At 63.6% G+C, this 25331-nt stretch carries 20 protein-coding genes and 1 pseudogene; 17 read left to right on the forward strand and 4 right to left on the reverse strand.

The genetic code is table 11. The features are described from left to right. Positions 1-138: 138 nt before the first annotated feature. A pseudogene (locus tag RT309_RS01055) lies at positions 139-933 on the forward strand (IS3 family transposase); the annotation flags it as partial. A gap of 1871 nt (positions 934-2804) precedes the next feature. Here RT309_RS01055 and RT309_RS01060 read toward each other — a convergent pair. From RT309_RS01060 to RT309_RS15050, 3 genes are all read right to left on the reverse strand, one after another. Continuing rightward, complete coding sequence (locus tag RT309_RS01060; RefSeq protein WP_313354521.1) at positions 2805-3098, reverse strand: hypothetical protein; 294 nt, start codon at positions 3096-3098, stop codon at positions 2805-2807. 101 nt (positions 3099-3199) lie between these two features. Then, complete coding sequence (locus RT309_RS01065) at positions 3200-4012, reverse strand: metallophosphoesterase (RefSeq protein WP_313354522.1); 813 nt, start codon at positions 4010-4012, stop codon at positions 3200-3202. Between the two features lie 693 nt (positions 4013-4705). Continuing rightward, a complete protein-coding gene (locus RT309_RS15050) occupies positions 4706-4915 on the reverse strand; it encodes an HNH endonuclease (protein WP_396654390.1) in 210 nt (69 codons plus the stop codon). On the opposite strand from RT309_RS15050, the gene RT309_RS01070 reads away from it, so the two are divergent. Continuing rightward, entirely contained in the window at positions 4890-5672 is a 783-nt protein-coding gene (locus RT309_RS01070) for an HIT domain-containing protein (RefSeq protein WP_313354523.1), read from the forward strand. The genes RT309_RS15050 and RT309_RS01070 overlap by 26 nt on opposite strands. Positions 5673-5825: 153 nt before the next feature. On the opposite strand, the gene dndA is transcribed toward RT309_RS01070, so the two are convergent. Continuing rightward, positions 5826-6995: a cysteine desulfurase DndA gene (gene dndA, locus RT309_RS01075; protein WP_313354525.1), complete on the reverse strand. Its 1170-nt coding sequence runs from the start codon at positions 6993-6995 to the stop codon at positions 5826-5828. A gap of 88 nt (positions 6996-7083) precedes the next feature. Here dndA and dndB point away from each other — a divergent pair, with 88 nt between their 5' ends. The 15 genes from dndB (at position 7084) to RT309_RS01150 (ending at position 24827) form a co-directional block, all read left to right on the forward strand. Continuing rightward, positions 7084-8199: a DNA sulfur modification protein DndB gene (gene dndB / locus RT309_RS01080; RefSeq protein ID WP_313354527.1), complete on the forward strand. Its 1116-nt coding sequence runs from the start codon at positions 7084-7086 to the stop codon at positions 8197-8199. Then, entirely contained in the window at positions 8196-9725 is a 1530-nt protein-coding gene (gene dndC, locus RT309_RS01085) for a DNA phosphorothioation system sulfurtransferase DndC (RefSeq protein ID WP_313354529.1), read from the forward strand. The genes dndB and dndC overlap by 4 nt, the downstream gene beginning before the upstream one ends. Beyond that, the gene (gene dndD, locus RT309_RS01090) at positions 9722-11701 is read left to right on the forward strand and encodes a DNA sulfur modification protein DndD (RefSeq protein WP_313354531.1); all 1980 of its coding nucleotides are present in this window, start codon (positions 9722-9724) and stop codon (positions 11699-11701) included. Before dndC ends, dndD begins: the two co-directional genes overlap by 4 nt. Further along, positions 11698-12081: a DNA sulfur modification protein DndE gene (dndE, locus tag RT309_RS01095; protein ID WP_313354533.1), complete on the forward strand. Its 384-nt coding sequence runs from the start codon at positions 11698-11700 to the stop codon at positions 12079-12081. Before dndD ends, dndE begins: the two co-directional genes overlap by 4 nt. Before the next feature lies 1 nt (position 12082). Next, entirely contained in the window at positions 12083-13531 is a 1449-nt protein-coding gene (locus tag RT309_RS01100) for a DNA phosphorothioation-associated putative methyltransferase (RefSeq protein ID WP_313354535.1), read from the forward strand. A 329-nt stretch (positions 13532-13860) separates the two neighbouring features. Further along, positions 13861-14181 (forward strand): hypothetical protein, encoded by a 321-nt coding sequence (locus tag RT309_RS01105; RefSeq protein WP_313354537.1) that lies wholly within the window; start codon positions 13861-13863, stop codon positions 14179-14181. 25 nt (positions 14182-14206) lie between these two features. Beyond that, positions 14207-14566 (forward strand): HIT domain-containing protein, encoded by a 360-nt coding sequence (locus RT309_RS01110; protein ID WP_313354553.1) that lies wholly within the window; start codon positions 14207-14209, stop codon positions 14564-14566. A gap of 77 nt (positions 14567-14643) precedes the next feature. After that, the gene (locus RT309_RS01115; protein ID WP_313354538.1) at positions 14644-15246 is read left to right on the forward strand and encodes a hypothetical protein; all 603 of its coding nucleotides are present in this window, start codon (positions 14644-14646) and stop codon (positions 15244-15246) included. Positions 15247-15257: 11 nt separating this feature from the next. Beyond that, positions 15258-15656 carry a hypothetical protein gene (locus RT309_RS01120; protein ID WP_313354540.1) on the forward strand — a complete coding sequence of 133 codons (399 nt, stop codon included), beginning with the start codon at positions 15258-15260 and terminating at the stop codon, positions 15654-15656. Next, positions 15649-17409, forward strand: a complete 1761-nt coding sequence (locus RT309_RS01125) for an ATP-binding protein (protein WP_313354542.1) — start codon at positions 15649-15651, stop codon at positions 17407-17409. The genes RT309_RS01120 and RT309_RS01125 overlap by 8 nt, the downstream gene beginning before the upstream one ends. Before the next feature lie 374 nt (positions 17410-17783). Beyond that, positions 17784-19991 (forward strand): sigma factor-like helix-turn-helix DNA-binding protein, encoded by a 2208-nt coding sequence (locus tag RT309_RS01130; RefSeq protein ID WP_313354544.1) that lies wholly within the window; start codon positions 17784-17786, stop codon positions 19989-19991. Beyond that, positions 19988-22117: a DEAD/DEAH box helicase family protein gene (locus RT309_RS01135; protein WP_313354545.1), complete on the forward strand. Its 2130-nt coding sequence runs from the start codon at positions 19988-19990 to the stop codon at positions 22115-22117. The genes RT309_RS01130 and RT309_RS01135 overlap by 4 nt, the downstream gene beginning before the upstream one ends. A gap of 27 nt (positions 22118-22144) precedes the next feature. After that, positions 22145-22306 (forward strand): hypothetical protein, encoded by a 162-nt coding sequence (locus RT309_RS01140; RefSeq protein WP_313354547.1) that lies wholly within the window; start codon positions 22145-22147, stop codon positions 22304-22306. Further along, the gene (locus tag RT309_RS01145; protein WP_313354549.1) at positions 22303-24366 is read left to right on the forward strand and encodes an AAA family ATPase; all 2064 of its coding nucleotides are present in this window, start codon (positions 22303-22305) and stop codon (positions 24364-24366) included. The genes RT309_RS01140 and RT309_RS01145 overlap by 4 nt, the downstream gene beginning before the upstream one ends. Positions 24367-24386: 20 nt before the next feature. Next, positions 24387-24827, forward strand: a complete 441-nt coding sequence (locus tag RT309_RS01150) for a DNA phosphorothioation-associated protein 4 (RefSeq protein ID WP_313354555.1) — start codon at positions 24387-24389, stop codon at positions 24825-24827. The last annotated feature ends 504 nt before the right edge of the window (positions 24828-25331 follow it).

Raw genomic sequence — 25331 nt, forward strand, 5'->3', positions numbered from 1 at the left:
GTGCGTGAAGCATCGCTCCCACCCAGGATGCGCCCATCGTGCGGGACCGTGGCTAGGGCCGGATCGTCGAACTCGTCCGCTGGGACTGGCAGAAGCCTGCGAACCGCCCCAAGGGCGCGCCGGGACTGCTGCACGACCCCCATCACGCCCAGCGAGGTGGTGGAGGCGTATCGTGCGAACGCGTTGTTCGATGCCCACCGGGACGACCCCGAGTTCGGACACCGGCTGCTCGCCGACGAAGCCCGCGATGCGGGTGAGACGATGTCGGATCGCACCGCGTGGCGGATCGCGTCCAGTAACGGCTGATTCAGCGCGTTCGGGAAGCCCAAGCGCGGCAAGCACCGCCGGCCCGGTCCTCCGGTGCACGACGACCTTTGCGCGGTCGTCGATGAGCACGGCCGGACCCGGCACGTGTTCGCCGCCGAGACTGCGAACGAGCTGTGGTTGACGGACATCACGGAGCACCAAACTGCCGAGGGCAAGCTCTACCTTTGCGCGATCAAGGACGCGTTCAGCGGACGGATCGTGGGGTACTCCATCGACTCGAGGATGAAGTCCCGTCTGGCCGTCCGGGCGCTCGAGAACGCGGTCGCGATGCGCGGTGATGTCGCCGGTTGCGTGGTTCATTCGGACCGAGGATCTCAGTTCCGAAGCCGAAAATTCCGGCGCGCGCTCACCCGTCATCACATGGTCGGAAGCATGGGCAGAGTCGGGTCGAGCGGAGACAACGCCGCCATGGAAAGCTTCTTCGCGCTGCTGCAGAAGAACGTCCTCGACCGCCGCTCCTCGACCACTCGCGAGCAACTGCGCATCGCCATCGTCACCTGGATCGAACGGATCTACCGCCGCCGCCGACGCCAGGCCCGCCTGGGCCGTTTGACGCCCATCGAGTTCGAGACCATCATGAACACGACCGTCGCACTGGCGGCGTGACTACAACCTGTCACCTATTCGTGCAGCAGTCCCCTTCGACCACGTTCGCCCCCGGCTACACCCGGATGTTGTCGTTCGATTCAGCGACACCGACTGTACGACCCTGCGTGCCGCGCAACGCTACTTCGAGAAACGTGGCCGACGATCCAGAGTGAACGGTACGAAGCAGTAGACGTCTCCTGGCGGGTTCTGGCGCCCACACTCATAGCTGGGCAGGGCTCATCGGCGGCCAACACCGCACGGGTAGCGGACAAGCGACGAATGCCTTCATCACTGATGACCACCGGCGGTGGGTTCCCGCACAGGAACACCTCAGCCCGAGTCGCTATCCGCACTGATCGCCTTGATCCGCTTCGTTACGCCCCTGACGAGGGCGCTCTGCCCTATTCGGTCCCAGGCAGGCTTCTGCCGAGTCGGCCAAGGTCTGCCAAGGTCTGCCAAGGTGACCTTGGCTGGAGGGAGCCCTACTCTCGCTTGGGATCGGAGGCCGCTGCCAAGGTTGCCAAGTAGTAGATCTCTTACATGAGAAGAAAAAGAGAGAAGTAGAGAGATAGGGGCCAACTTCGCTCTGAAACCCCCTATATAGAGCACTCCGCACTTGGCAACCTTGGCTGGAGGGGCAATTTCTTGCCGCTGGCCAGGGGAAAGTTGCGTTCGTGCGACTTGGCTGGAGCTTGGCAGACGCCAAATTCGTCGGATCCGCCGTTCGGGGCGTTGATGTGCCGCAGGGTATGGGGCGAGAGAGTGTCGCGGAGAGCACATCCCCGGTCGAGCAGCCAGCGGGCTGCCGAGCGTACCGCGGCCATTGCAGGGAGGCGGGGCCTCCTGCCGGGGCGCGTGCTCATGTCTGGTAAGTCAACAGTGGAGATAGGCCGTGCGGCTTGAGCATCGGTGGCAAGCGTGCGCGGCCACCACGTCTCGAACGTACGGCTAGGCGACCGGCCATTCACCGACGCGCGATGCACCTTCCGTATGAGACCCCGGCGTGAGGTATCGCTTATCCGCTCGTCCGGGCTGTCAGGGTCAGCCGAAGCACCATGAGGGCGACGGATTGGGGGCCAGGGGAGCCTGCCGGCAATTCTCCAACGCTCCGTTGGAGAATTCGTGATCGTGCGTCGGGTTGCGCCCACCGCTGGGCCATGTTTGCCACGGGGCATCGTCGCTCTCGGCGTCACCGGAACACCGGCAAGCAAGCGGAGCGACCACCACGGGCCCAGCCGTCAATTGTCCAACAATCCGTTGGACAATTCGCCAACGGACCGTTGGCGAATTGAAGATGGTGCTGGGCGGGCTGTTCTCAGTCTGTGCAACGAGCCGTTGCACAAATCAAGAATCGTGGGTCGGATCGCGCCGCGCCAGTCCAAACTCCCACCTTGCAGCGTTGCTCGCGTCATGGGGAACGCCGACGAGCAAGCGGTGCAGCGGCCGCTGAGGACCCCTTCGTCAGTTCACTCCTGGTCCGTTGGTGAACTCACGAGAACGCTCTGAGCGAAACATCAAGGCCGCCGACCGTCGCATCACTGAACTTCTCGGTCGGGTCATCGATGCGCCAGGCGACATCCCCGCCGAAGTCCTGGAAGAACCCCCGAGCACGGGTGACGTCCGGTACGACACCCTGCTGGCGACTGAGCTGGCATACGCCGACTCCTCGCCGGAGTCACGCGCATACATCCGGCGGCAGACACCGCCAGATGTTCCTCGAAAAGGGCCTGCTGCTGCGCGACCGCGACATCCGCATCCTGTGAGCGACGAACTGTGGCCCGGGCCGGAGTGCTGAGGCGCCGGTCCGTTAATGCACCTTCACCTCCGTTTGCACCTCAGGCGCCACCCCTCAACTATCCGGGAATTCCGGTGAGTTGACGGTCAGCCGATCAGCTGCGCCATACAGCCGCGTCGTGCTCGGCAGCACGCAGCACATCGGCCAGTTGTCCCTCGCGAAGTCGCTTGATGTTCGCCGGCTGTTCAACGCCGTCTTCATCCGCGAGGGGTGTATTTAACCATTGAGCCCATGCCCAAGGGGCGTCGACGCCAGTGCGCAGCACTCTGAGGACGTCGGCAAGACCGACCACCGGTTTGCCATCGCGGATCTGAAACGCGGGGTAGAGCTCCACTCCATCCGACGTGGTCAACTTGAGCAGGGCGAGCGACTCTGATGCCTCGATCACTGCCGGCTCCGTCCAACCGAGTGCGCGTGCGAGAGACGCCGTGGTGTAGCACTGCCCGACGATTTCGGCCCAGGGGTTCGTGTGGTTTGTGTTCTTCGACTTCACCATCGTCGCGCTGCGTTCCGGATCGCGTTGAGGCTTGGGGTTTCCAGGGTCAGCGTGGTCATGTCCAGGATGGCGAGGTTGTCCTCTTGAACGTCGCGCCCGAGGCTCACAACTCGTCGCCCGTCCTCAGCCGTGCCCCCGCCCGGAGTGTGCATATGCCCGTGCATCAACAGCTCCGGGCGAACGGCGTCCCACACCTCGCTGACCCGCGCTCGTGACTTCGCCGATTCCTCGAGCGCTTCCGTGGGAAACCGATTCGGGTTGGTGCCCAGCAGCTCACGCACCGCTCGAACCGGGGTCGCGGCCGGCGACTCGTGCGTCAGCATCACGTCGGCGGGACCACCGGCGACGGCTGCGGCGACATGCTGGTCACTTATCGCTTCCTCCGGCCACCAGTCGCGACCTTCCGTTCGCCATCTCTGGTCGACAGATGTTGCGCCGCCGAGGGAGAGGACGGTTCTACCCCAGATGTTCAGGCGAGCTGGCCGGGGCAGGACCCAGGTGATTTCCGACACGCGCACTGCGGCGCCGGGATGTGCCGCAAATAGCGGGCTGATCAGATCGAATCGGTCGTGGTTTCCGACGGTGACGAAGACGCGTTCTATGCCGGCTTCGGCAAAGAGGACGTCGGTCTCGACCGGGTCCATACCCCAGTCGCCAAGCTGCAGGACGGTCTTCACGTCGTATGCGAGGTTCGGTAGCGCCCGGGTGAGCATCCGCAGCCAGCCGATGTTTCCGTGCCAGTCGCCGCAAATGGCGACGCGTTCCTCTGCCAGGCTGATCGCGCTCACGTGATCTAAAGCCTCCATTTGCCGCCTCCTTTCAGGTTCGAGGCTGCCGCTGATCCTCTTCGCAGTTGGGCAACCCACTGCGGGTCAAGCGCGGCGGACGCGGGCACTATCTGTCGCTCCCGCAGCCGGAGCCGTTGGGGGACTGTGCAGTCCTGCCGTCCAAAGCACATCAGTAGGAGGAGCAAGACGATGTGCGCAAGCGCGTTCGCATATCGATGCTCATCGACTTTGCGAATCCAAAGTCGGCCAGTCTCGCCTGTCATCAAGATGTTGCGAGGAATCGCGTTTCGCGGGACTCCCTGGATCACGCGTCTCATCTCCTTCCCGGGCGGAAGCATCGCTGGTCGCCCATCGTCACTGATGATCTCCGTCCTGTAGCCGCCGCGTTCATCCGGATAGAGCAGCAGGGAGGGTAGATCGGGCGAGTGCAGGTCTGCGCACGTGCACTATGGTCTCGAAGCGGAAGCCTCCGTCACTGTCCGCGACTTCGTCCCAGCTCAACCAAGTGATGAGGGCGTCCACGCCAGCGCGTCGACTGATGGCGCGTTCCCGTGCGAACAGGGTGCTGCCAACCAGCAAGGCGCCAATCGTTCCGACGGTGCCGGCCCATTCAGCTGCGGTTCCCAATTCCATATCGTCAAGCTAGCTGCGGGTCCCGACATCCATGAAGTTCCCCAGAGTGAGCGCTCATGGACTCGCGCGCTTACAGATTCATCCGACCAAGATCTTGTTGGACTTGCATCGATTGCACCGGCAACACCGCGTTTGTAAGTTCTCGACGGCCGACATGCCGTCCTTTGAAACCGGGATGATGTGGTCGACTTCGAGTAGCAGATTCGGACTGATAGCTACGGGCGCCGGGCAGGTCTTGCATGTGTAGTTGTCACGTTGCTTGATGAACTCCCGCAGCAGGGCGGTCATGAGAGTCTGTTGTCCGGCGGCGCTCTTGTTGAAGCGGATCTTCTCAGAGAGCGTTTCGACGAGCTCGTCGATGACGCCCGTGGGCAAGGCGACAACCGTCTGCTGGGAGCTGCTTCTACCGGCCCAGACGCGGTCAGTGTCACCCGTCCGCGCGTTCACCGCGCATAGAGTCCATATGACCCGCTACACCTTGAGCCGCGACGGCCAGCGAACCCTGCGCAACGACTCCGGTGACATCATCGGCACCTATTTCGAGGAGAAGCGCGGCTTCGCGCGTCAGTGGTTCACTACGTGCGCCTCCTGCCCGTGGGAGAGCGACACCACCTCGGGACTCGACCGCGCCTCAACCGACCTCCTCCTCCATGCTGAAAACACGCATGCATGCCGTTTCTGCCTGTTGGGGAAGAACGAAGAGACACGACGCTTCGGATCCGTCGCCGTGCTCGAGGACGGCTACCCGGTGACCCCCGGTCACACGCTCATCATCCCAGTGGTGCACCGTCACACCTACTTCGACCTCACGGATCGGGAGCTTCGCGACGTTCACCGGGCGCTGGCGGCGCTGCACACCGAGTTCGGCGAGCAGGGTGTCACCGACTTCAACATCGGGTGGAACGCGGGCGTCGCTGCCGGCCAGACCGTGGCCCACGCGCACTGCCACCTCATCCCCCGCCGCCGCGGTGACGTGGAAGACCCCACCGGTGGCGTCCGCGGTGTGATTCCGGACAAGCGCACCTACCTCAGGGAAGAGCTCTGATACTACGCGGTGCGGAACCAGGCGCAGGATGCCGCGAGTGACGTCACGATGATCCGAGAGCTTGCCGTCACGCTCGACTCGAAAGGCGACGCTGTCGATGAGAGGCAAGTTGCGCTCATTGCGATGACCTGGCGGGTGTTCACATCCCGAGAGTCAGCGGACGAGCTCCCGGAGCCGGGCAACGACCGCGTCGATGGGAACATAGCCCTGCTCATACCCCCACGACAGGCGTAGGGCGCCGGCAACTCGTGCTTCGTCCAAGCCGCCGGCCGTCAACACGTGGCTGGGCTCGTAGCTCTGGGAGGTGCAGGCGGAGCCGTTGGAGATCGCCGCGACATCTTTCAGGGCGACGATGGCCGCTTCCGAGTCGATGCCCGGCACGGAGAAGTTGAGGGTGGTGTCGATGGTGCGGTCGATGTCGCCGTTGTACTGAGGGTTCAGCGGAGCCAGCGCATCCATGATGTTGCCGCGGACGGCGAGGGCGCGCGCATGGCGCTCGTCAGACTCTTTCAACGCGAGCGTGGACGCAAGTCCGAGCCCGGCGATGAGGGCCACGGGGAGTGTCCCGGGCCGCAGTCCGCGCTCTTGTCCTCCGCCGAACATCAGGGGCTTGAGCGGCGGGCGCTTGTAACCCCGGCGCCGGGTCAGCAGCGCGCCCACGCCTTTCGGCGCTCCGATCTTGTGACCAGACACGGCGATGAGGTCGATGCGGGGGTTGCGCAACGGCTCGACGACCTTCCCGAATGACTGCGCGGCGTCCACGTGGAAGAGTGCGTCGATGTCCAGGAGGGCGTCAGCGATGTCGTCGAGAGGCTGGATGACCCCGGTCTCGTTGTTGACGGCCATCGTCGACACGAGAAGGGTGTCCGGCCGAAGGGCTGCGCGGATGCTCTCAGGGTCCACCCACCCGCCCGCGGTGGGGGCGATGAGTTCAACGTCGAAACCGCGAGCCGCGAGCACTTCCAGTGGCTCGAGCACTGCTTTGTGCTCGATCTGGGTGGAGATGATGTGCGTCTTGCCGACCTTCGTGCCGTGCTCGGCGAGGCCGAGGATGGCGAGGTTGTTGCTTTCGGTCGCTCCGCTGGTGAAGATGACCTCGCTCGGGTCGGCGGCGAGGACCGCGGCGACCTCGGTGCGTGCGAGCTGCACTCGTTCTTTGGCAGCCTGCCCGAAGACATGAGTGCGACTACCGGAGTTGCCGAACTCCAGGACCATAAATCGCATGACTTCCTCGGCGACTCGCGGGTCCACGGGAGACGTCGCGTTGTAGTCCAGGTAGGTGACGCGGCGACCGTCAGTCCCGTCGGAGGAGCGCTCTGGCATACACTCATTCTAGGCTGTACGGAAGTGAGTATGGACTGTTCTCCGTATGTGTTTGGAGAGTGTCCTCCGTACATGGTTGAATGATGGCATGGCCACCGTCGAGCTCCCAGAATCGCCTGCCGCGACCGCGCGAGCGGGTGAGTTCGAATACAACTTCCCGGCCATTCGCGGCGTTCAAGCCGGACGCGAGTACTACATCACGATGTGCCCACTGCGCTTGATTCCGCGGCTGTTCCTCTTCGACGAAGACGAGCTTCCCGCGGAGATGAGAGCACAGCGCACCCTCAACCGCTCCCGTGTCCCCGAAATGGCCCGTTACATCACCGAGAACCCCGACAACTACATCTTTTCCGCCCTCACCGCGTCGGTGGACGCGGACGTCACGTTCCGCTCACTGATGCCGGAGCAGTCGGGGCCTGCGGAGCGAGTGGGAACCCTCTCCATCCCAATGGAAGCCAAGTTTGTCATCAACGACGGACAGCACCGTCGCGCGGCCATCCAGCAGGCACTGTCGGAGAACTCCGCGCTCGGAGACGAGACCATCGCGATTGTGATGTTCATGGATGTCGGTTTAGAACGCTGCCAGCAGATGTTCGCGGACCTGAACCGGTACGCCATCCGCCCGTCGAAGTCCATCGGCGTCCTATATGACCACCGCGACCCCATGGCCGCGGTCACCCGCCTCGTCATTGACCAGATCCCGCTGTTCAAGGATCTGACGGAGACGGAGTCGAACAACCTCTCCCCTCGTTCCCGGAAGCTGTTTACGCTCTCGGCGCTGCACACGGCAACCGGTGCGCTCCTGGAGGGTGTGGAAGCGGAGACTCTTACCGGGAGGGTGGATCTCGCGGTCCGCTTCTGGAAGGCCGTTGCCGACCAGTTCCCGCTGTGGAAACAGGTGCTGCGCGGTGACGTCACCGCCGGCGAAGTCCGGAAAGACTTCATCCACACGCACAGTGTTGTCCTCCACGCCCTCGGCATCGTCGGCAACATCCTCCTCACCGAGCACCGTGACGAGGACTGGACTGAGCTGCTTGCAGGGCTCCAAGGATTGGACTGGCACCGCAGCGCCGAAGATCCGTGGGAGGGCCGCGCCACCACTGGCGGCCGCGTTACCAAGAGCCGCGCGAACGTGCAGCTCACCAGCGAGTACATCGCCCAGTTCCTCGGCCTTGAAGACCACAACGACGGAGACAGTGCATGACCATTCAGCTTCCCATTCGCCCGAAGTCCGCATTCGACGACCTCGGATTCGCCGGCACCGTTGACTCTCTCGTTGCGCAAACCCGGGAACTGTACCTCGCTGACGCTGTGCCGTGGGTTGTCGGCTACTCCGGTGGGAAAGACTCCACCGCCGTGCTGCAGCTGGTGTGGCTGGCGCTTAATTCCCTGCCCGAAGAGCAGCGCATCAAGCCGGTCCACGTCATCAGCACGGACACCCTCGTGGAGAACCCGGTGGTCGCGGCCTGGGTCACCCACTCCCTCGACCAGATGGCGGAGCAGGCGCGCTCTCAGCGACTGCCTATCACCTCGCACCGGCTCACCCCCGCTGTCACCGACACCTTCTGGGTGAACCTTATCGGCCGCGGCTACCCAGCACCTCGTCCGAAGTTCCGGTGGTGCACGGAGCGGTTGAAGATCAAGCCGTCGAACACGTTCATCCGCGAAATGGTCAAGTCCCACGGTGAAGCCATCCTCGTCCTCGGGACAAGGAAGGCGGAGAGTTCGGGCCGTGCGGCACGCATGAAGGCTCTCGAGTCTCAGCGTGTGCGTGACCTACTGAGCCCGAACGCATCCCTGCCCAACTGCCTGGTGTACTCCCCCGTGGAGAACTGGTCGAACGACGACGTGTGGACGTTCCTCATGCAGGCCGGAAACCCGTGGGGGTATTCCAACAAGGAGCTGCTGACGATGTACCAGGGCGCCTCCCAGGATGGTGAGTGCCCGCTGGTCGTCGATTCCAGCACTCCCAGCTGCGGTGACAGCCGGTTCGGCTGCTGGACGTGCACGCTGGTCGAGAAGGACAAGTCGATGTCCGCGATGATTCAAAACGACGAGGAGAAGGAGTGGATGCTCCCGCTCCTCGAGCTTCGCAACGCTCTCGATGTCGCCGACGACCGGGATCTGCGCGACTTCCGTCGCATGAACGGTTCCGTGCAGCTGTTCCATGACCGTCCGATCCCCGGGCCCTACACGCAGAATGCCCGTGAGGACTGGCTGACTCGACTCCTGGACGCGCAGACCTGGATTCGCGCGAACGGACCGGAGTACGTCCGTGACCTGGAGCTGGTGACCCTCGCGGAGCTGGAAGAGATCCGTCGTCTCTGGGTCGTCGAGAAGCACGAGTTCGAGGACCGCGTGCCGCGGATCTACCAGGCGACCGTCGGCGAACCCTACCCCGGGCGTCCACTGGACGAGCACCTCCCCCTCGGTGAGGACATGATTGCGGCTCTCGAAGAGGTGGCCGGTGACGACCGCATCCATTTCGAGATGGTACGCGAGCTCCTCGACATCGAACAGCGCCATCGCGCCCAGGTGCGCCGTGCCGGCCTGTTTGACTCGCTGGATAAGGCCATCCGTCGGGGGTTCTTCGACAACGAAGAGGACGCCGTCGACCGTGCCCGCCAGCGCAAGGCGCCGGCGGCAGGGGATGACGTTTCCGTAGGCCCGGACCCGGTCGACCTAGCAGACGGCTATGTCCGCAAAGTGACGGTGGACGCACCCGCGTGATCCTCAACAGTCTCACCCTGACCAACTTCGGCACGTTCGCAGGTACGCAGACACTCGACCTCACACCCCCGGACCGTGAGCATCCCATCGTCCTCGTCGGTGGCCTGAACGGCGCCGGTAAGACGACGGTGCTCGAAGCCATCCAACTGGCTCTGTACGGCCCGCTGATGCAGACGACGGCCCGTGGGAAAGGCAGCTACGACAACTACCTGCGCGGACTCATCCATCGGGGACCCGACGTCGAAAAAGGCGCCGCCGTCGAGCTGGAGTTCACCGCGTACCAGCAGGGGGAAGCGCGCAGGTACTGGATCCGTCGAAGCTGGAAACCCACAGGCGCGTCACTGCGAACCATCCTTCTCGTCTCCGTCAACGGCCGGCATGACCGAGTCCTGACGGAGACCTGGCAGGAGTATGTGGAGACGTTCCTACCCCGAGGCATCGCTGGACTGTTCTTCTTCGACGGCGAGCAGATCGAAGCGCTCGCTAGCGGAGAACGCTCGCGGGAGGTGCTGCGCTCGGCCCTGGACGCACTCCTCGGCCTGGACCTGGTTACCCGCCTCAGCTCCGACCTCGATGTGCTCCGTCGTCGGCAGCAGACGGAACAGTTGTCGCCGGAAGCGAGCACTGCGGTCAAGGAGCTGGAAGCGGCGGTCAACGACGCGCGGAAGGTGGAGGATGCCGCCACGCAGGCCGTCGCCCGGCTGCGCAACGATGCCGAACGGGCGAGAGCGTCTTACCAGCGGGCAGATGAGGCGTACCGCGCCGCCGGCGGACAGCTGGCTGAGAAGCGCACGGATGCCGAGATGTCAGCCGAGCAGAGCATCGCTCAGCGGACGTTCATCGAAGGGGAGCTTCGCGCCGCACTCAGTGGTGAGGCACCGCTTCTCCTCGTGTGGGACGCGGTGCGCGACCTGCGAGAACAAGCCCTCACGGAGACGCGAGCCGCGCAGGACCAGCTGCTGATGAGCGCGTTGGACGAGCGCGATGCGACTGTCCTGTCCTGGTTGGATGAGATCGGTGCGCACGGGGATGTCGTCGACGAGCTTCGCGGACGACTGGACGCCGACCGTGGGGGGCGTGCGAGTAGGGCGAGCACGGAGTCTTTCACCGGGGTGCGCGACACGGACGGACTCACCGCTCTGGTCACGCATACTCTTCCGGCGACGCAGGCGCGGATCCACGAGCTGCTGGAGACGTACCAGACGGCGGTCACCGCCGTCGATGAGGCAGAAGCGCGGCTGGTCTCCATCCCACATCCTGATGCGATTGCGCCGGTCGTCGCGGCTAGGGAGGAGGCGTCTGCTGCATTGGGGCGCGCGGACGGCGCATTGGCTGTTGCAGAAGATGCGGCACAGCGGGCGGCCCTCGACAGGGAGCGAGCGTCAGCGTCGCACGCGAAAGCTATCGAGCAGATGTCGAGCCTGGACCTCGCCGCCGATGACGGAAGGCGCATCGTCGACCATGTGACGCGCGCGCAGGAGACTCTCGACCGGGTCCGAGTCGCGGCGACCCGACGTCAGCTGAACCGTATCTCCAGCCTCATCCACGAGGCGCTGCAGGTGCTCCTGCGGAAGGACAAACTCATCACCGAGGTATCCATCGACGCGGAGACGACGTCGGTGCAGCTCCTCGGGTCGGACGGCTCGCCGTTGCCTTCGAGCGACCTTTCCGCCGGCGAGCGGCAGCTGCTTGCCGTCTCACTGCTGTGGGGCCTCGCCCGTGCCGCCGGACAGCCGTTGCCCGTCATTATCGACACCCCGCTGGGGCGTCTGGACCGCTCGCACCGCGGCCGGCTCCTCGAACGATACTTCCCGAACGCCAGCCACCAGGTCGTCCTGTTGTCCACGGACACAGAGATCAACGAACGCTCGCATGAGCAGCTCTCCCCCTTCATCGGACGGGAGTACCGCCTCGAGTTCGATGCGGCGACCAGTTCCACGACGGTCACCTCTGGCTACTTCTGGGAGGAACGATGACCATCGACAACATTCGCGTCACCCAGCAGGCGCGCGACCAGCTCATCACATTGAAGCGGCGTACCGGCATCGGCCAGTGGAACGTACTGTGCCGGTGGGCGCTCTGTCGCTCTCTGGCAGAGCCCGCGACACCTCCGACCGTGAAACTGGTCCTGGACAGCAACGTCGAGATGACCTGGCGGACGTTCGCCGGCGACCAGGGTGAGGTCTACTGGGCACTGTTGCGGATGCGCGCTCACCTCGACGGACTGGCGCTGGACGAGGAGACCCTCGCTCAGCAGTTCCGTCTGCACCTGCACCGCGGGATCGGTTATCTCGTCGGTGACGCCTCGCTGAAAGACCTGACGGCACTAGCCCGAATGGCGACCTCGGAAGCTTGACATGCGCATCGAACGGTCCCGGACAGCGTTGGCTCGTACTGCGTTGTCCCGGCCCGTGGCGGGCGCCCTCGCCGACCAACTCATATCTGGCGGGTCCACGGTCTTCGACTACGGGTGCGGTCGTGGCGACGACATCGCCCGGCTCCGTGCGCTGGGTGTAGATGCCGATGGATGGGATCCTGCGTTCCGGCCGAACACCGAGAGGCGACCGGCTGATGTCGTGAACCTGGGGTACGTGGTCAACGTCATCGAAGACGTCGCTGAGCGTCGGGCGGCCGTGCTCACGGCCTGGGGGTTGGCGACACGTCTGCTCATCGTTTCCGGCCGAACCTTCGGAGAGGATCGTGCTCCCGCAGGTGTGAGTCATGGAGATGGGCTGCTCACCGGGCGGCGCACGTTCCAGAAGCTCTACACGCACACCGAGCTCGGTGAGTGGGTAGAGCAGGTCACCGGTGAGCGGGCGTACGCGGCGGCGCCCGGCGTCTTCTACCTTTTCCGAAACCCGGATGAGGCGCAGGCGTACGTGCGCTCGCGAGTCGCCATCTACCGACCTCGCCGACAGATCGACACCCAGGCGTTGTACGAGACGCACCGCGATGCCCTCGAACCGCTCTTCGCGTTCATGGCCGTGCACGCCAGACCTCCCCGGACCCATGAGCTCTCGGATGCAGACAAGGTAAAGGTCGCGGACGCCGTAGGCAGCGTGGCCCGTGGCATCCGCATCATCCGCTCTGCGACTACCGCCTCCTATTGGGAGGAAGTCGCGAGGCAGCGGCGCAACGAGCTACTGGTCATGCTGGCCCTAGGGCGGTTCCGGCAGGAGGATCTGCTGCGCGATACGACCACGCGCACCGACGCACGTTCGCTCTTCCCCTCAGCGGACGGCGCGCGCCGAGACGCGGACCGGTTGCTGCTGGCGTGCAGCGACCCCGCTCTTCGGCAGGTGAACGCCCTGGCATCGAAGGTCGGCAGGATCAGCCCCACCTCGCTGTACGTCCACGCTGCGGCCCTCGCCGAACTGCCACCGGTTCTCCGAGTGTTCGAGGGTTGTGCGCGGCTTCTCGCCGGCGCGAGCGTCGGGGTGAACATCATCCGATTGTCGTACGTCGCGGACGAGGTCGAATACCGGGCGTACGAGCGATTTGAGGAGACGGCGCACCCGCCGCTGAGCTTCTCCGCACGCGTCCGAATCGGGAAGTTGGATGTGAGGTGGACCCCGCCAGAGGAGCCCGGACGGCGGTCAGTTCTTCATCAAAAAGAACAGTTCGTCAGCATCGAGCACCCCCGTCGCGAGCTCTATGCGGCGTTGTCACGCGCGGAACATCGGGCGGGACTGTACGACGAACCGGACCGCATCCGCACAGAAGCGGGCTGGAGGGAAGCTCTGAGCGAGCGGGGCCTCGTGGTCGCCGGTCATAGGCTTCGTCGTGATGTCCGACCCGAGGGGTAGCCTGCCTGTATGCAGCAGATCATCGCGGGACTGACGGAGTTTGTATGGGCGGCGACCCCCCACCCCCATGCCGACGCCCGCGGACGATATGAAGCTCTCCGTGTCGGTGGATCCCCTCACAGGTCTTGGCCTGCTTTTTGGCCCCGCGGTAACCGCCGCCATCATTGGAGTCCTCAGCCTGTGGCCGGCCAGTGGACTCCGTAAGAAGGAGACCGTTGCTGCCGCGACCAGAGAGTTCCAGACCCGGGCATTGAACGAGTTCTACTCGCCGATCTGCGCGATGCTCGACGAAGTCCTCGTCCTCCGAGACGCGCTGAGAGAGCGGATGCATGGTGGGGGAGTGGCACATCCTCGACAACATCAAAGCCATCCGCGAGGACAAGGCGTTGTGGAGCCTCTTCGAAGCCATCGTGAAGGCCAACGTCAGCATCAAAGCGGTCTTGGATACGAAGTCCGGCCTCGCCCTCAGCCAGGTCACCACGTCAGGTAGGTGGCGTGTTCACCACACCATGCTGGAAGGCGCGTTCGAGCAGCCAGGTTATGTCGCCGACGCTCGGCTCAGCTACTTCCCTTCAGAGTTCGAGGAAGAGATCCGGGCAGGACGCGACAAGCTCGTTGCGCTGCTGGGCGCGAAGGAGACCACGAAATGACAACGCCCCATGTCGGTTCTGCGTGATGCAGCGGACTGAGGCGATCCGCGACTTCGGCACGGTGTATGCGGTGCTCGACGGGTACCCCGTCTCGCCGGAGCACCACCTCATCATCCCGTTTCGGCACTGCCAAGAGGTCTTCGATCTGACCGAGCAGGAGATGCTCGACACCCGCACAGCGTTGAACACTCTGCGGAGCGAGCTTGCCGCTGACGGGTGGGAAGCGTTCAACGTCGGATGGAACGCAGGAACTGCCGCCGGTCAGACCGTCGGGCACGCGCACTGCCACCTGATTCCCCGTCAGGAAGGCGATGTTGTAGACCCGGTCGGCGGCATCCGCGGTGTCGTTCCCGCCCGCCGGAACTACCTCGCAAGCGTGAGCTGAGAGAACCTCTGCAAGGATCTCGATCCTCGCGCCCCCTATACATACAGGAGCCTCGAGCTCCCCCTGAACCCCGCAGTATGCTGGGCAACACAACTGAACACACCATCAACGGAACTACCGACCGTGAACGCCGCAGGCGACCACAGTCAGACCAAGTAGGGACACGAAAATTGATTACACCCCAGGTAGGGGCTGCTGTCGCATACCTTCAGCAGCTCACTTTCAGAAGAACCAGTACGGATGCCTTCGACCTCGACCGTATCGACCGGGCGCTCGACCAGATCCTGGCACATCCTGACAACACCGCTCCCGCGCCGTTCCAGGTGCGCGATGCTCGCGCGAACGCATCGAAGGTGCTCGCGAAGCGGCGGACGTACGCCGTCTACGCTCTCGACAACGACGAGCTGCGCGTCGCAGACCGCGCGTCGGCCGAAGAAGCCGCGCAGCGTCAGAGCGGAATCGACACCGGCACTGAGACGTTCGACATCCTCTGGTGGATTGCTTCCACCACAGGGCTGACCGACGACCAGCGCTCCATCATCTTCCTGCTCGCCGACGGCGAAGACGCTGAATCTCTCGCCACGCGCGCAGACATTTCCGTAGCCCGCATGAGAGAGCAGATCTCCCGCGCCCGGCGTGTTGCCCGTCTTGCGTATGACGCGGAGGTGCGATTCTCATGAATCCTCGCCGCATGCTCCTCACGCCCTGGCTCATCCGCGCATCCATCCCCGACGGGACAGTCGGCACGTACACCCTCTGGAACGCCGTCGGGCCCGTGTACATCGGTCGCAGCGACACGTGCCTTCGCCGGCGCCTCCTCGAGCACGCCGCGACGTGGGGCGCGGGCATCTACTTCACATTCGACGTTAGCCGCTCCGTCCACGACGCGTTCGCCATGGAGTGCAGCCTCTTCCACTCGCTCGGCGACAGGACTACGAACATCGACCACCCGCCGCGTCCTCGGCTCGGCGACCCGCCCTGCCCGTTCTGCGCCAGCTCATTCGAGGCCACTCGTAGGAACCGGCTCCGGATCCCGACCGCGAAGACATCCACCCAGACTCTGATGACCGAAGGACACACCCATGACTGACCTCCAGATCCCCGACGCCCCATACACCTCCGACTTCATCGAGGTCGACAAGGCTCTTGAGAGCATGCGCGATTCCGGGTTCGACCTCACCGCCGCCGTCGGTGAGCCCGTGGACAACTCCATCGAAGCTCACGCCACCATCGTCCGCATCGAACCGCGCTACTCCGCGAACAAATCGCACATCACCGACCTGGCATTCGCCGACAACGGTCGTGGGATCGAAAGCGAAGGCCTGGCTCTCGTGCTGAAGATGGGGTACTCGACGCGATACGGCCAGCGCGCCGGACTCGGACGCTTCGGCGTCGGCCTGAAGCTCGCCGCGCTCAGCGTTGGCCGTCGCATCGAGGTGTACACAAAGCCGGTCGGGCAGGAAGCCGTGTTCCACGCCTACATGGACCTGGACCACATCGGGACTGGGGAACAGACGCAGATCGAGTCGGAGAAGGTCGATGGCTGGCCGACCGACTACGCGGATCTGATGCAGAACGCGAACGGCGATCCATTCGAAAGCGGCACGCTCGTCCTGTGGCGCAAGATCGACCGCCTCAGCAGCGGCGGAACCTACGGTGAGTCCCTGGACAAGAAGCTGGCAGACCTGAGGAAGTTCATCTCCCGGGCCTACCGTCGGTTCATCGACCAGGGCCTCCAGGTCTACCTTCTCGGGAAGTCCGTCACGCTCCACGACCCCACATTCCTGCTCGATGACCCGCGCATCATCAGGCAGTACTCGAAGCGCGAAGGTATCTCCGCCGACCAGATGCGTGGTGTCGTCATCGAAGAGACCGATCTCGAGATCGACGGCCATGATGTCCACGTCGTGGTCACCGTGGTCCCGGAGATCTTCCGTCACCGTTCAGGAACCGGTGGTGACACGGACCTCGATAACCGGGACATCCGTGAGTTCCAGATCAATCAGGACAACGAAGGCCGCATCAGCATTCTCCGCAACGGCCGGGAGATCTACTACGACATCGTCCCGCGGATGCTGCCAGCAGGTGTCAGCCGGGGCGACCGCTACATCGGTATCGAGGTGTCGTTCCCTGCGGACCTGGATGAGTACTTCCAGGTGCGTCACGTGAAGCGCGGCACCGAGCCCGTGGACAAGCTCCGCAACGCCCTGCGCAATTGGCTGCAGCGGCCGATCCGGGCGGCGCGGAAGGAGATCCGCAAGCACTGGTCGGACGTGGAAGTTGCCGAGCGCGCCGTGGAGCTCAGCCGTCGCTCCGCCGCTGTCCAGCAGGCTGTGGACCAGGCGGAGCAGACCTCCCCGCGGGGTCAGGCTGGGCTGAACCTGACGCCGGCCCAGGAGTCGGAGGTCGTTGAGAAGATCATCGAGGACCTCGACATCGCCGATGCTGATGCGGATGGCGCTGAGGTGAAGGAGCGCGTTCGTATCCAGATCGCATCTCAGGCCATTACCCTCCTCGATGGCAACTGGCCGGGCAAGGAACTCATTGAGCTCGACCACCTGAACGGACGAGTTGTGCTCCGGATGAATCAGCGCCATCCGTTCTTCGCCCACATCTACCGCCCGCTGCGCGACGCCGTCGCCAAGCCCGCGGACGACCTCGATCCCTCCGAGATGCATGGTCTGCTCCGCCGGGCAGTCGACGGGCTCGACGTGCTGTTCTTCGCATATGCGAAGGCGGAGAACATGCAGCGGGATCCCGAGCAGTTCGATGACCTTCGGACTTACTGGGGCCAGCACGCACACGCGTACATCAAGGGCCTCATGCGGATCGAAGACATCTGACTCCGTGGACGCAGTGGGGGCGGCTTGGATGTCGCCCCCACCGCGGAGTGAGCTGCTAGATGAGGGAATCCGACGTCCCAGGGCACTTCACGTTCCTGAGCGAGTGGGGGACCTGGTGAGTGCGCGCGCAGCCGCGACTATCTACTTCATCCAAGACCACCTCGCTCCGTCATGGGTTTGTTCAGCAACACGGGTAGCTCCAGATGGCGGATACGACTCTTCGCCCTAGGGTGAGACTCGCGCTGCGTCTACGAACGCGGCGGTCGCTTCTGAACTCAGGCGCTGGCCCTACGGGACCGGAACCGTCTCGTGACAAGGTGGCAGGTCGGATATACGGATATAAAGGATGTGGAGCGACCAGGGGGGTGCACTAAATGCTCGAGATGCTCGACGACTCCAGCTCACCACGTTCGGGATCGACGTGGTTAGACGTGTTTCCCTGGTTGCCGGCAATCGCGCGGTCGAGCGACGAGGAGTGGAACACCCCCACCGAGCGCGCAGATGAGGTGACAGTCGGGCGTCTTGCCGGTGTCATCGCGGAGCTCGCGAGCGAACGGCTAACGCACTGGACTATCGGTCAGATCCTCCCCAGCCTTCCGCCCGACGTTGAACTTTCCGCCCTCGACCTGCCGACGAGGGCAGCGAACTCGCTGAGCCGTCACGGGATCTTTACGACCGGGGAGCTCGCGAACGAGTACCTTGGGTCGCTCATGGGTTGGCGTGGCATCGGCGCAGGGACCATCAACGGGGTTATCGCTCGGCTGGTCAGGGTCTCGACAACAGCGTCTCCCTCTGTTCTGGAATCAGGCGTGCCAGCGAGCGCAGCCGCCTCGGCCGACACCGTCCGTGAGCTTCCGGACGACCATTGGTTGCGTGCTGTCCGTAACGACATCGCGCTCATCGCCGACTGGTGCGCACTCATTGGTATTGATGAAAAGGTTCTCCTCGATCCATCAACCCTGTCGACCGCCCCGAACGAGGTGAGACGAGCAGCCGAGCGGCTTCTCACCCTTCGCCTGAATGACATCCCTGCGGACGCCAGAGCGAAGTCGCTCTCTGTGGTGCTCGATGACGCGCTCGCCCTCTTGGAGCCTCGGGCCCTCGAGATCCTCAAGCTCCGGCTGCTTAGCGAGGCACCGATGACCCTTGAGGACTTGGGACGCAAGTTCGGCGTCACCCGAGAGCGTGTTCGGCAGATCGAAGGCAAGGCCCGCGGAGCACTCCTGACTGCCGTCTCGGAGTCAGCGGGGCTGGCTGACGTCGCGGAGTCCATCGCGTCCTCCACGGGAACCATCCGTCCGCTGTCGGACCTGATTGCTGCCTACCCGTCGTTGGCTGAAACTGTGCCAAGCGCTGACCAGCCGGCGTGGCGAGTTCTGGACCAGCTCGACGATGCTTACGAGATCGTCGACGGCTGGAGGGTTGCTCCGTCGATGGCCGCGGCCGAAGCAGCAACGCTCGCCATCATCACTGAATCTGCGGACGCCTACGGGGTTGCCCGGATCTCCGACCTCAGCGTCGTGACGGTCGGACCTGACACCGATGCCGACAGTGCCGCAGAAGAGTGGCTGACGCGCTGCGGCTACATCATCGACAGCGGATTCGTTCTCCGTCACACTGGGTCGGTAGGCGACTACGGGGCGGCTGTGCTGTCGATTGTTGGAACGCCCATGACCGCGCAAGCGATTGTGGAACGGTTCGCGTTCGACCGTACCGCGGGATCGCTTCGGAACGCGATGAGCCAGGATGCGCGATTTGAACGCGTAGACCGCGAACTGTGGGGCCTCAAGGAATGGGGTCTCGGATCCTACGGGGGAATCCGAGCCGTGATCCGAGAGCACCTCGGTGTGAACGGCGGAGAAGAACGTCTGGACGCACTGGTGGAGAGAATCACTGGTCGCTACTCGGTGAGCGCGAGCAGCGTCATCGCGTACGCTAACGCTGCTCCGTTCGAGACCGTCGATGGCACGGTGCGCACGATGCGTGCAGGCCGAACAGCAGAAAAGCCGCCGGAGCGTACACGCCGGTTGTTCCGCCGCGCCGATGGGTGGGCGTACAGGATCACCGTGTCATCTGACCACCTCCGAGGCAGCGGGTTCGTCGCACCGAAGGCGATGGCGCACGTGCTGGGCCTCGGCGTGGGCGACTCGATCCAGCTCGACTCGCGTTTAGGGCCTCAGGTCATTGCGTGGACAGGGATTCAGCCTTCGTTCGGCAGTATCCGGCGCTTCCTCTTGGACGCCGACATAGAAGCCAACACTGACGCATTCCTGACTATCAGTGATGACCGCGTCTTCGACTTCGCTCCAGCGGACGCCTTGATTGGAGAGCCTGCGCATGACCTTCTCGCCCTCACCGGCGCGCCCGCTGACACCGAAAACGCGTGGCAGCACCTCGTGCACGCGGCGAATCAGGATCCGTCGACGCCGTTCGCGAGTGTTGTTGACGTCTTCCGCGGTCGCGGCGACGACGACATCGCAGATCTGCTCATCAGCCTGAGGGACGAGCTGGACCCCGGGACAAAGGGACCCTCGAGCCTGGCTAAGGCACCGGATGTGTCCTACATCATGGATCTTCTGTGACACGTCTGAAGGGCCTGCGGTCCATCAACTTCGCAACTCGGTATCGCAGCGACATGGAGGACGTCGTCGCATCGTTCTATCTTCCCGCGTTCTCTACGGCTTCGGTATACAAGCGTGCGGTCGGCTACTTCTCATCGACAAGTCTTGCGTTGTACTCCCGCGGTCTCGAGGAGTTCGGCAAACGGGGCGGGCGTATGCAGCTCATCGCGTCGCCGAACCTCAATGGCGACGACATCGCTGACATTGAGCGCGGGTATGAGCTTCGTGCCGTTATCGCACGTGCCGCCTTGCGCGAACTGACAGATGAGCAGCCGGACACTCTCCTGGACGGTCTCGGACAGCTGGGACGATTCGTGGCCGAAGGTCGCCTGGACATCAAACTCGCTTTCGTGGAACGAGAGGGACGGGTCGGGATTTACCACGAGAAGCTCGGTATTTTCCGCGACCACCTGGGCGATGTTGTCGGGTTTACGGGGAGCGGCAACGAGACCCTCGGAGGTCTTCTCGCCAACTTTGAATCCGTCGAGGTTTACCCGGGATGGCACGATGGGGACGGTGAACGGGCGCTGCGCCTCGAGAACGATTTCGGGATGCTGTGGGCGAATCAGACGCCCGGACTAAGCGTCGAAGCGTTCCCAGACGTGGTCCGCGAGCGGCTCATCGAGATCGGCCAGCACCGACCGGCTGGCAGGCTTGAGGCATCCGAGCATGCGCTCACTCCGCGAGTCGTCGAAACCGCACCCGCAGAGCTTCACATCCCCAGCTGGCTCGAGCCGCGCGACTACCAGAAGCAGGCTGTTGAAAGCTGGCTCGCCAACCGTGGCCGCGGGATCTTGAAGATGGCCACAGGTACAGGCAAGACGAAGACCGCCATGATTGCTGCCACCCAACTCAGTCAGGTTCTTCGCAGACGCGAGGAACCGCTCGTGGTGCTCATCATCGCGCCGCTCCAGCACCTCGTTGACCAATGGATCTCCGAGGTGGAGGGCTTTGGTGTGAGGCCCGTTGGGGTTTACGAGTCCAGTGCAACCTGGCTGCCCATCGTCGAAGAGCAACTCGCGGCGGCGCGCCTCGGTCGCCGGCCCATCGTGGCTCTCGTCGCCACCAATAGCTCCTTCGCCGGTGACCGATTCCAGTCCGTCCTGAAGCGACTGAGTCTTCCGATGCTGGTGATTGGCGATGAGGCGCACAACCTCGGTTCGGCGGCGTACCGGGGCAGTCTCCCCGAGAACGCCGCCTATCGGCTGGCTCTATCCGCAACTCCGGAGCGGTGGTTCGACGACGAGGGCACTGACGCTCTCATCGACTACTTCGGGGATGTCGTGTACGAGTTGGACATGGGGCGGGCCATTCAGATGAAGGCGCTCACTCGCTATCACTACCAGCCCCGACTCGTGGAACTCGACTATGCGGAAACTCAGTTCTACGTCGACCTGACCGCCCAGATTGCCACGCGAATGGCGATGGGAAGTGACCCAGAGAAACCAGACTCGGACGCGACGTTGGGATTCCTTCTGCGCCAGCGCGCGGGGATTCTCGGTCACGCCGCGGGCAAACTGGCGGCCGTGAGAAGAGACGTCGCGGCGCGCCGCGACGCGCACTTCCAGCTCATCTACTGCGCGGAGGGCTCACGGCCTGCCTCGGCTGGTGAAGAGCCGGGACCCAATCAGCTCCAAGATGTGTTGCGTGTAGTTGGCCGAGACCTCGGCCTAGCCGCACATCAATACACCTCGGAGACTCCCCGCACTGAACGCAAGGCCCTGTTGCGTCGCTTCGCGACAGGAACTGACCTCCAAGCCCTCGTCGCCATGCGGTGTTTGGACGAAGGTGTGGACATCCCCGACGCAAGAATCGGCTATCTCCTGGCCAGCAGCAGCAACCCGCGTCAGTTCATCCAACGCCGCGGACGACTCCTGCGGTTGGCTACAGGCAAGAGGCACGCCGAGATCGTGGACTACCTCGCCGTGCCCCCGTCCGACGCACCTGTGGACTTCGACGTGGAACGCCGACTGCTGATTCGTGAGCTTGAACGGACGAACGAGTTTGCTCGCCTGTCAGAGAACTACGGCGACACTCTCACCGCCTTGAGACCACTGAAAGAGCGCTACCAACTCATGGACATGTGACCGCGGTTGCTATGAAAGGAAGCCGAAGTGCCTGAAAACAGAACCGAGCGACGGGTGCTCGAGGATTTGTCCGACGACGAGAGGGCGCTTCTCACGCGAGCTCTGGAGATTGAGCGGTCAAAACTTCATCTGCCAGGGTATGACGCGACGGAGGAACTTCTTGCGGCGGTAAAGGAGGTCCTCACGTGAAGCTCCAGCGGATCACGCTTCGAAACTTCCGGCAGTTCGCCGAGGAGCAGACGTTCGACCTGGACTCGAGCGCGCTCAAGCCGGTGTCGCTGATCTTCGGCGCGAACGGCTCTGGGAAGACCACCTTCCTCAACGCGTTCACCTGGGGGCTGTACGGCACACTTTCCGACGATGTTGAGCAGCATCACCGCCTCATTAACGATGAAGTGTGGCGGGCGACCTCGATGGGTGAAACCGTAGAGGTATCGGTCGACCTCGTCTTCGAACACGAGGGGGATACGTATCGGATCCTGCGGTGGGCCTCAGTGCGAAAAGACACTGATGCGCAGTCGGTGCGTGCGACATCAGTGAAGCTTGAGGGATGGCGGACAGGAGCGTCCGGCGCATCGGAGATGCTCGGCGCTCCCCAAGAGATGGTCTCCTCGATCCTCCCGCCAGGGGTGAGCCGTTTCTTCTTCTTCAACGGTGAGCGCATCGAGAACCTCGTCAAGAAGAGTGCTTACGCGGAGGTTCAGAAGGACATCAAGGTACTCCTGGGCCTCGAACAGGTGGAACGCGCGCTGGAACATCTCCCGAAGGTCGACCGGAAGCTGACCACTGAGCTCCGCAGGTACGGCGATGCACGCGCCGCCGAGATCCAGGACGTTATCGACTCGAAGCAGGAAGAGGAGAAGGAGCTCGCGGAGGAGGCGGCTGTCGCCCAGCGGAACATCGCCGCTCTGAGCGAGGAACGCGACGAGGTCGCGAGCCTCCTTCGCAAACACGCCGACTCAGCACCGATCCAGACCGCCCTGGACACGGTGAACCGAGAGCTCGGCGAGGTGCGGCAGGCGCTGGAGGCGGCCGAGAGCTCCCGTTCAGCGCTCGTTGCAACCAGAGGGTTCCAGGCTTTCACTAAGTCCTTGGGAGATTTGACGGCGACCAAGGCCGAGGGCCTGTACGAAAAAGGTGCGCTCCCCGCACCACTCAAACGCGAGTTCGTGGACAAGCTGCTCGACGACGGCGTGTGCATTTGCGGGGCGACGCTCGCCCCGGATTCAGATGGCACCGCACACGTGCGGGAGTGGCGGCATCGCGCAGGCCTTCAAGTCGTTGAGACGTCCTGGCAGCAGCTGTTCGGACAGTTGCGACCCCTCGCATCCGCCCGCTCTGAGCTGAAAGATCAGCTCACCGAGCTGTTCGGACGGATAAGTAACGAGAAGGACCGCCTCACCCGGCTCCAAGAGCGGCAGGCTGAGCTCACCGGTCGACTCAAAGACAGCCCCGCTGAAGATGTCCAAGCGCTGCAAACGAAGTCCATGGGTCTGGACACTCGCATTGCCGCGCTGCAGCAGCGGCTCGGACAGATTAGCGTGCTGCGACAGGCTCTCGAGCGAGAGATCGAGCAGAAGACCCGCGACCGTGCTCGTGCGTCGGTCGAGGACGAACTCGCGGAAAAGGCGCGTCGTCGCTCGGACCTCGTCCAGTCCGTTACCCGGGCCCTCAAAGAGATCCTCCGCATCCGCGAGGACGACATGCGTCAGCGCTTGGACGCGGAATTGAAGTCGATCTTCGCCAAGATCACCCATCAGAACCACCAGCCGATCCTGGACGAAGGGTTCGAGCTGCGACTGGAGAAGGAAGTTGACGGGGTCATGCTGCCCGTTCCCAAATCGACCGGGGAGAACCAGATCCTCAGCCTCAGCTTCGTCACCGCCGTCTCTCAAATCGCCAGGCAGATTCGCACCGAGGGGCGAGCTGAAGGCTCCTCGCCCGAGGGCGCAGGCGCCTACCCCATCGTCATGGATGCGGCATTCGGCTCCCTCGATGACGACTACCAGGAGTCGGTCGCGCGTGCACTCGCCGAAATGGCGCCACAGTTGGTCGTTCTCGTCAGCAAGAGCCAGGGTTTGGGGAAGGTCGTCGAACAGCTGCTCCCACATGTCAGTCACGTCGGCATCATCGAAACGCACACGACCAGCGACGGCGATGTCAGCGATGACATCGAGGTAAGGGGTAACTCCTACCCCTACATCGTAAAGAGCTCGCATGACCGCTCCGTGCTGAAGGAGATCCAGTGAACACGTCCGCTGACGTACGCATGCGGCGCCCCGCCGCTCACGAAGCGCTGATGAAGGAGCTCCAGGACGAAGGTGCCTTCCCGACCTTCCGGGACGTGCTGCTGCTCGCCGCTGCCGTGGGCTTCCGCCAGAATCGCCGCGCCGGGTTCACCCTTACTGCGGGGGAGCCCATCAGATACGAGACATTGAGCGCGCGCGGGTTCAGCGACACGCTCATCAACATGATTGCGGTGAACACGGTCGATGACCCGGAGATCATGGACGAGAGTCGTTTGGACGAGCGGGTCCGGATCTTCGAGGAGTATGCGAACGGAGGCCTGGAGTACATCCAGGAGCAGACGAACGTTCGGCATCAACCAGCAGCGCTCGTTGTGAGAGAACTCGTAGTTGAGGCTCTCGACGACGAGAAGGGTGCAGAGGCGGTGTCCGTGGACGAACTCCTGGATGGGTTGAAATGGTAACACCCTGACAGGGTGTCCCAGTCGCCGCGCAGAGCGAGGCTGTTGCGTCGCCCACAGACATTGCGCAGTGAATGTGGCGACGGTGAACAACCCCCGTCTCCCTGTGAGCGGTGTGGTTGTGTCCCATTCTGCCCGAGCGAGTGTAAGGCGATCCGAGACGGACCGACCTTTACATAGTGTGTGCACGGCCGTCTGTGCTGTACGGGTCGTTGACATGCGCCTCAGGTCCATGGTTTCTTCGGGTGCTACACCGGATCACATAGTTTGACGATCCCGGCTTACCTGGCATTGCGGCGACTTCAGTGTTTGCCTGGATCAGATATGACGAATCCGGATCAGAATAAAGGCTGACCAATACTGAGCCTCACTCCGGCCCGACCGCCTTTGTCGGGGTCGGAAACGTACGCGATTCGATCTGTATCCGTACCCAACTGACCCCGCACGACGGCGCCGCGCGCGTCGTCACGTAAGCGCGGCGAGGCGGCGCTCGGCCAGCAGGGGCAC

The sequence above is a fragment of the Microbacterium sp. genome (genome assembly GCF_032084865.1).
Classification (GTDB): Bacteria; Actinomycetota; Actinomycetes; order Actinomycetales; family Microbacteriaceae; genus Microbacterium.